The 6,709-nt window shown below is 71.6% G+C and carries 7 protein-coding genes; 1 reads left to right on the top strand and 6 read right to left on the bottom strand.

The window, feature by feature from the left end; translation table 11 throughout:
- Positions 1 to 114: 114 nt before the first annotated feature.
- The 5 genes from ACIRS1_RS29870 to ACIRS1_RS29850 form a co-directional block, all read right to left on the bottom strand.
- Positions 115 to 630 carry a MarR family transcriptional regulator gene (locus tag ACIRS1_RS29870; protein WP_360204668.1) on the bottom strand — a complete coding sequence of 172 codons (516 nt, stop codon included), beginning with the start codon at positions 628 to 630 and terminating at the stop codon, positions 115 to 117.
- 39 nt (positions 631 to 669) lie between these two features.
- The gene (locus tag ACIRS1_RS29865; protein WP_360204862.1) at positions 670 to 1,491 is read right to left on the bottom strand and encodes an AIM24 family protein; all 822 of its coding nucleotides are present in this window, start codon (positions 1,489 to 1,491) and stop codon (positions 670 to 672) included.
- A gap of 275 nt (positions 1,492 to 1,766) precedes the next feature.
- Positions 1,767 to 2,417, bottom strand: a complete 651-nt coding sequence (locus tag ACIRS1_RS29860) for an AIM24 family protein (RefSeq protein WP_360204671.1) — start codon at positions 2,415 to 2,417, stop codon at positions 1,767 to 1,769.
- Complete coding sequence (locus ACIRS1_RS29855) at positions 2,417 to 3,055, bottom strand: AIM24 family protein (RefSeq protein ID WP_360204673.1); 639 nt, start codon at positions 3,053 to 3,055, stop codon at positions 2,417 to 2,419. The genes ACIRS1_RS29860 and ACIRS1_RS29855 overlap by 1 nt, the downstream gene beginning before the upstream one ends.
- A gap of 80 nt (positions 3,056 to 3,135) precedes the next feature.
- Complete coding sequence (locus ACIRS1_RS29850) at positions 3,136 to 3,930, bottom strand: DUF2127 domain-containing protein (RefSeq protein ID WP_402845122.1); 795 nt, start codon at positions 3,928 to 3,930, stop codon at positions 3,136 to 3,138.
- 264 nt (positions 3,931 to 4,194) lie between these two features.
- Between ACIRS1_RS29850 and ACIRS1_RS29845 the strand changes: the two genes are divergently transcribed.
- Positions 4,195 to 4,506, top strand: coding sequence for a DUF3817 domain-containing protein (locus ACIRS1_RS29845; RefSeq protein WP_360204679.1), 312 nt, complete (start codon positions 4,195 to 4,197; stop codon positions 4,504 to 4,506).
- Between the two features lie 130 nt (positions 4,507 to 4,636).
- Here ACIRS1_RS29845 and ACIRS1_RS29840 read toward each other — a convergent pair whose 3' ends face one another.
- Positions 4,637 to 6,262 carry a M4 family metallopeptidase gene (locus tag ACIRS1_RS29840; protein WP_402845120.1) on the bottom strand — a complete coding sequence of 542 codons (1,626 nt, stop codon included), beginning with the start codon at positions 6,260 to 6,262 and terminating at the stop codon, positions 4,637 to 4,639.
- Positions 6,263 to 6,709: the final 447 nt, after the last annotated feature.

Below are 6,709 nucleotides of genomic sequence, written 5' to 3'. Positions count from 1 at the left end.
ATGGCCACCCGACTGACCGCCAGCCCGGACAGAATCGGGCAATACCTCCGCCCGAAACTCCTCGCGGCAGCCTAAATCGGTATCGAACACCCTCTTAGACGTGTCGGGGAGGGGTCAGGAGCGGCCGCGGAGGCCGCGGAGGTGTTCGGCGACCGGGGCGAGGGCCTCGTACATGGCGTCCAGCTGCTCCGGGGTGAAGCGGTCGATGAAGTGCGCCCGGACGCTGCGCACGTGGTCGGGGGCGACCCGCTGCATGGTGTCCCAGCCCTGCTCGGTGAGGTGGGCGTAGAGGCCCCGGCGGTCGCCGGGGCACTCCTGGCGCAGCACCAGGCCGGCCGTCTCCATGCGGGTGATCTGGTGCGAGAGGCGGCTCTTGGACTGCAGCGTGGCCGTCGCGAGGTCGGTCATCCGCATCCGGCGGTCGGGGGCCTCGGAGAGGACGACCAGGATCTCGTAGTCGTTGATGGCCAGGTTGTGCGGCTGGAGTTCGCGGCTGAGCTGGTAGTCCAGCAGCTTGGCGACCTCCAGGTGGGCGCGCCACATCCGCTGCTCCCTGGCGGTCAGCCAGGGGGTTTCCCCCTCCGGCTGCGACGGAGGGGTGTCCGCGGTGTCGATCGTGTGCGCATCCATGGGGACAGCATACCCGATTTAGTTAAATCTTGTACAAGTTTACAGGCCGAAACGCCGTCCCAGGTCGCCCAGGTTACCGAGACCCGGCACGTTGAGGTTGCCCCCGCCGTGCCCGCCGTGGCCGGCCGCGCCCGGCTGGGACGGCACGCCGCCCATCGGGATGCCCGCCTCGGCGCCCACCTGGCCGACCGAGCGCTCGGCCATCAGCTTCTCGCTGGACTGCAGCAGCACCTGCCCGGCGCCGATGAACTCGAACTGGTGCTCCTCGCCGGACGCCCCGCCGAGCCCGGTCAGCCGGCGGATGCCGCCGATCAGGCCGTGCATGTAGTCGTGGTCGTAGTGGTGGCACGGCGCCGGGCAGTCCGCCCAGCCGACCAGCGCCTGCGGGTCCACCCGGATCGGCGGCTCGACGAAGTGCACCGGCCCGTTGGAGGCGGCGACGAACTTGCCGGTGCCGATCAGGGTGAGGAAGCCCGGGATGATCGACTGCTTGAGCCGCAGCGTCGGCTCGAAGGCCAGCAGGTTCCCCGAGCGGACGGTCAGGTTGCCCTCGTCCAGGTCGTAGGAGTTGAGGTCGAAGGCGCGGTCCGCCAGCAGCAGCTTGCCGCGGCCCTGGGCGACCACCCAGTCCGCCGCGTGCATCGGCGAGTTGAAGTGCTGCCCGATCATCCGGTCCAGCACGCCGGCGCCGACGCCCTTGAAGCTGATGTCGCCGTAGTAGGCGACCATCTTGCCCTTCTGCAGGAAGTACGAGCCGTTCAGGTCGACCGAGAAGGCGTACGGGTTGACGTTGTCGTTCGCCGGCAGGCTGTGGGCGTCGTACACCACCGGGCCGGCGCCGCCCCCGTGGGCGCTCGGCAGCGGGGCCTGCGGCCCGCCGAACTGCTCCTGGGCGTAGGCCTGCTGGGGCTGCTGCGGCGGAGGCGGCGGCGGGTAGCCCCCCTGCTGCGGGTACCCGCCCTGCTGGGGGTAGCCCCCCTGCTGGGGGTAGCCCCCCTGCTGGGGGTACCCGCCCTGCTGCGGGTAGCCGCCCTGCGGCCCGTAGCCCGGGGGCGGCGGCGGGGGGACGGCGAAGCCGGGCTGGGTCGGCTGGTCGTACGGGGACTGCCCGTGGGGCGGCTGCGGCGGGTAGGACATCAGAGCTTCTCCTCGCTCGCCTGGACGTACACCGCACCCTGTCCGGACAGTTCCAGCTGGAACGCCTCGCCGGAGCCGCGGCCGATCATGTCGCGCCACCCCAGCGCCGTGGACAGCTTGTTCTGCACCTGGCCGCGGTGCGCCACGTACGCCTGCGGGTCGACGTGCACCGACTGGCCCGGGACGATCGGCAGCTCGAAGACGCCGCCGTGCGCCATCACCGCGACCGAGCCCTGCCCGTCCAGCTTGGTGGTGAACAGGCCCTGGCCGGTGACCTGGCCGCGGACCATGCCCATCACGCCGCCCTGGGAGCCCATGAACATGGTGGACTGCTGCAGCGTGCCCTCGAAGGCCAGCAGCCGGTCCGCCTCGACGTACAGGGTGTCGCCGACCAGGTCGATCACGTGGACGTGGTGGCCGCCGTGGCCGAACATGACCCGGCCCTGACCCTCGACGGTCATCAGCGGGGTGTCCTCGTTGGCCACCCGGCGGCCGATCATCGACATCACGCCGCCCTGCCCGCCGGTGATGTTCGGCGTGAAGCGGACGTCCCCGGTGTACGCGAGCATCGCGCCGCGCTGGCTGAACAGCCGCTGGCCGGGCACCACGACGGCCTCGACCATCTTGCCGTTGATCTTCGTGAAGGCCATCAGACGTCGCCCCCGATGGTGACCTTCTCCGACGGCTGCACGTAGACCAGTCCCTCTCCGGAGAACTCCACCTGGACGGCCTCGCCGCCGCCCTCCCCGATCACCGTGGTCCAGCCGGCGCCCGACTTCAGGCTGCGCTGCAGGCTGCCGGTGTGCGCCACGTAGGCGCCGGGGTCGACCCGCAGCGGCTGGTCCTTGCCGACCCGCAGGATGATCGCCGGCCCGTTCGAGGTGACGGCGGCCCAGCCGTGGCCCTCCACCTTGGTGGTGAACAGGCCGTTGCCGGAGGACATGCCGTTGAGCCCGGTGAAGGTGGTGCCGGTGCGCAGCGAGCCCTCGGTGCAGAGCAGGTTGTCCGCCTCGACGAACAGCGTCTCGCCGTTCAGTCTGACCAGGTTGATCTCGGTCGCCTTGTCGGCGAAGTAACAGGTGCCCTGTCCCTTGACCTCCATGACGGTCATCTGTTCGCCGGTCAGTCGGCGGGCGACCATGCCGCGCAGGCCGTCCCCGCCGCCGGTCAGCTTCTTGAAGCTCATCTGGCCGGTGTAGGCGACCATCGAGCCGTGTCTGGCCTTGACGGCCTCGCCGGCCAACTCGACCGCGAGTACCCGGGTTCCCTGGAGTCTGAACTGTGCCACGGCCGCAATCTACTGGCAGCGGCCGCGGCAGGGGGAGGGGCGGGGTGGGAACTGGTACCGGTCTGCGACATTCGCGCCGGTCACGCGCGCGCGTGCGCCCCGTGCGCGGGCGCGACGGTGCCGGCGGCCTCCTCGACCTCCAGCAGCGAGGCCGAGTGACGCTCCGCCTCGAAGGCCACCACGCCGCCGCGCAGCCCGAACAGCCGCTTGGAGAGCATGATCCACAGGACGGCCGCGATGTTCAGCAGCAGGGTGCAGATCTTCACCGCGCTGACGTGCTCGCTCAGCTCGTAGCCCTCCAGCGGCAGGAAGGCCGCGGTGGCGACCACCGTCAGGTACTCGGCCCAGCGCCGGCCCAGCCAGAGGCCGACCGCCTCGACGATCTCGATCAGCGCGTAGGCCAGCAGGGCGCCGGCGACGATCAGCAGGGTGTTCTTGTGGTAGTCGAAGGTCTTCCGGATCGTGTCGACGATCGGGGAGTGCTCGAGGTCCCAGTGGAAGTGGTCGGTGACCGGCCGGAAGACCGTCAGGTTCTCGTCGAAGATCCGGTGCACCGCGTCCTGGCTGTTGGAGAACTTCCAGACGGCCCAGGCGACCACGATGATCAGCAGCCCGCGCAGCACCCGCTCGACGGCCAGGAAGCGCAGGATGAAGAGGTCGCGCAGCGCCTTGCCGCGGGGCACCAGCGGGGCGTCCTGCGCGGGGCCGGAGCCGTGCGGGGCGCCGAGCGCGAAGTCGCCGCAGCGCAGGCAGCGCCAGGCGTCGCCGAGGGCGGTGGAGGCGTGCAGCCGGGCGGCCAGCGCGGGCTCGGTCGGCGCGTAGGTGACGTGGCCGCGCTTGGCGCAGGTCCTTCGGTCCCAGTCCCGCTTGAACATGAGTGGCTACCCCCGGTCGTCCGATGCGTGCGGCCCCCGGTCCGGTGGGCGCGCGGGCAGCAGGATAGGGGTAGCGGGTGACGGGCCGCCCGCGCCGGGCGGGTTCTGGCGCACAGCTGTGACATCGGGCCGGCCGGTGTGAGACCGCTCACGGGGGGCACCCCGGGCCGGGCTCCGGACGTGTGCTCGGTGATAATGGCCAAGGCTTGTGCGTCGCTTCACAAGCGTGTCCGCGCCTCCGACCCCCGTATTGAGGTACCCAACGTGAACAGCAGCGCCGTCCACCGCCTGCGCCTGGTCTCCGGCCCCGAAGGGGTCTCCTTCGTCCTGCTGCTGATCTGCTCCGTGCTGAAGCGGACCACGTCCTTCGACGCCGTCCCGGTGATGGGCATGGTCCACGGCGTGCTGTTCGTGCTCTACGTGGTCTTCTGGATCCAGGCGTGGCAGGCGCAGAAGTGGGACGTCAAGCGCGGCGCCCTGCTGTTCGTCCTCTCGGTGATCCCGCTCGGCGGCCTGGTCGCCGAGCGGATGCTCGGCAAGGAGGAGCGCGGCGAGCTGGAGCCGGCCGCCGCCTGAGCCGCTCCCCCCGAACGCGACGGTCGACAGGCTGCCGCGGCCTCCTCTCCCAAAGGGCCGCGGCAGCCTGTCGCCGTTCTTACCGGGGGTGGTCAGGTCCTACCGGGTGGTCGGGGCGCGTCGGGCGCGGTCAGTTGACGTTGACCCCGCTCCAGGCCGCGGCGACCGCCTTGTACTCGGTGCTGGTGGCGCCGTACAGGTCGGTCGCGGCCTTCAGGGTCGCCGTGCGGGCGGCCTTGTAGTTGGTGGTGGAGGTCATGTAGACGGTCAGCGCGCGGTACCAGATGGCGGCCGCCTTGGTCCGGCCGATGCCGGTGACCGTCGAGCCGTTGGAGGTCGGGCTGTTGTAGCTGACCCCGTTGATGACCTTGGCGCCGCTGCCCTCGGCGAGCAGGTAGAAGAAGTGGTTGGCGACGCCGGAGGAGTAGTGGACGTCCTTGTTGCCGACGGTGGAGGACCAGTAGTCGGCCGAGGCGCCGTCCTTGGAGGGCTTGTCCATGTAGCGCAGCGGGGTGCCGTTGCCGTTGATGTTGAGCTTCTCGCCGATCAGGTAGTCCGGCGGGTCGGAGGGCAGGTTGGCCGACCACTCGACCATCGTCCCGAAGATGTCCGAGGTGGCCTCGTTGAGGCCGCCGGACTCGCCCGAGTAGTTCAGCTTCGCGGTGGCCGAGGTGACGCCGTGGCTCATCTCGTGGCCGGAGACGTCGATCGCCGTCAGCGGGTGGGTGTTGCCGGAGCCGTCGCCGTAGGTCATGCAGAAGCAGGAGTCGTCCCAGAACGCGTTCACGTAGTTGGTGCTGTAGTGGACCCGGCTGGCGGCGCCGACGCCGTTGTTCTTGATGCCGCTGCGGCCGAAGGTGTTCTTGTAGTAGTCCCAGGTGGCCGCGGCGCCGTACTGGGCGTCCACGGCGGCCGACTCGCGGTTGGACGGCGAGCCGTTGCCCCAGGAGTTGGTGGTGTTGCTGAACAGCGTGCCGCTGCCGGAGGTGCCGCCCTTGAGGTCGGTGGTGGACTGGTTGCCCCGGGAGGCGTCCTTGAGCTGGTAGGTCGAACCGCTCTGGGTGGTGGTCAGCGTGACGGTGCCGACGTTGACGCCCTTGCCGGTGCCGGTCGCGGTCTGCACCTGCTCCTGGCTGGAGAGCACCTGGCCGGTGGCGGCGTCGGTGACGACCTCCTGGCGGCTCGGGGTGCCGTCGGCCCGCTCGCCCGTGACCACCGTGCGGTGGGCCAGCCGCGGGGCGCCGTCGGCGGCCCAGACCACCAGCTCGGCCGCGCCGGCGCCGTCGACCCTGGTGAGCGCCGCCTCGTCCTCGTCGGCGGCGAGCCCGACGGTGGCCCGCACGGCGGCGGTGGCGCGCTCGGCCGCCTGCCCGGCGGCTATGCCCGGGGTCAGGCTCGGCACCGACAGCCGGCCGTCGAAGGCCCGGTCGACGGACTTCACCGAGCCGTCGGCCTTCTGGTGGACGACCAGGTCGCCGCCGAGCACCGGGAGGCCGGCGTAGGTCCGCTCGTAGCGCAGGTGGCGGGTGCCGTCCCGGTCCGCGATGACGTCCTTCACGACGAGCTGCTCCTGGCCGCCGAGGGCCAGGGCGTGGGCGACCGGGGCGCTCTGCCCGGCGGCCAGGGCGAGCAGCTCGGCGCGCTGCTCCGGCGCGGGGGCGGCGGCCTGGGCGGCGGGGACGACGGCGATCTGGATCACGCCGGCGAGCAGGGCGGTGGCGGAGAGTACGGCGCCGGCTGTCAGCTTTCGCTTCACGTGCGGGGGTTCCTTCCACGAAACCGCGGTGTGCGCGCGGTTGCGCCGCGTACCGGGGCGCCGGGGTTGGCGCCTTGGGGGCGGTAGGGCGCGGACGTGCCGCTCCCGTGCGGTCACTGGCGGTCCGTCGATGGGTGGGGGTGTGACGGGCCGTCGGACGGGGCTTGGTCAGAAGCATGACAATCGGTGGCAGGAAATGACAGGCCGCCCACCGGGATTGGCCAGGAACCGCCAGCGCTGGTGCGGGTGGTTCGGCTGCCGATCCGCGCCCCGGTACGGGCGGGTTCGTCCCCCTGGCGGGACCTCGCCAGCGGGCGGCCTTGCCGGGTCGCGGGAGCGCTGCTACCCGCCGCGCCGGCCCCCGGACGCGGCGCGCGCCCGGGGCCGGCCTTCGGCGCTCCAGGCCCCGGACGTGCCGGACGCCCGGGGCCTGCCCTCCACGGAGGC

The sequence above is a fragment of the Kitasatospora sp. NPDC101176 genome (genome assembly GCF_044768035.1).
In the GTDB taxonomy this organism is placed as follows: Bacteria; Actinomycetota; Actinomycetes; order Streptomycetales; family Streptomycetaceae; genus Kitasatospora.
The sequence above is the reverse complement of the archived record's forward strand: the minus strand, read 5'-3'. Positions and strand labels throughout refer to the sequence as shown.

What these genes read in the sequence shown, in the direction of transcription:
- ACIRS1_RS29870 (WP_360204668.1), bottom strand. Translation starts at nt 630, where the DNA reads ATGGATGCGCACACGATCGACACCGCGGACACCCCTCCGTCGCAGCCG.
- ACIRS1_RS29860 (WP_360204671.1), bottom strand. Translation starts at nt 2,417, where the DNA reads ATGGCCTTCACGAAGATCAACGGCAAGATGGTCGAGGCCGTCGTGGTG.
- ACIRS1_RS29850 (WP_402845122.1), bottom strand. Translation starts at nt 3,930, where the DNA reads ATGTTCAAGCGGGACTGGGACCGAAGGACCTGCGCCAAGCGCGGCCAC.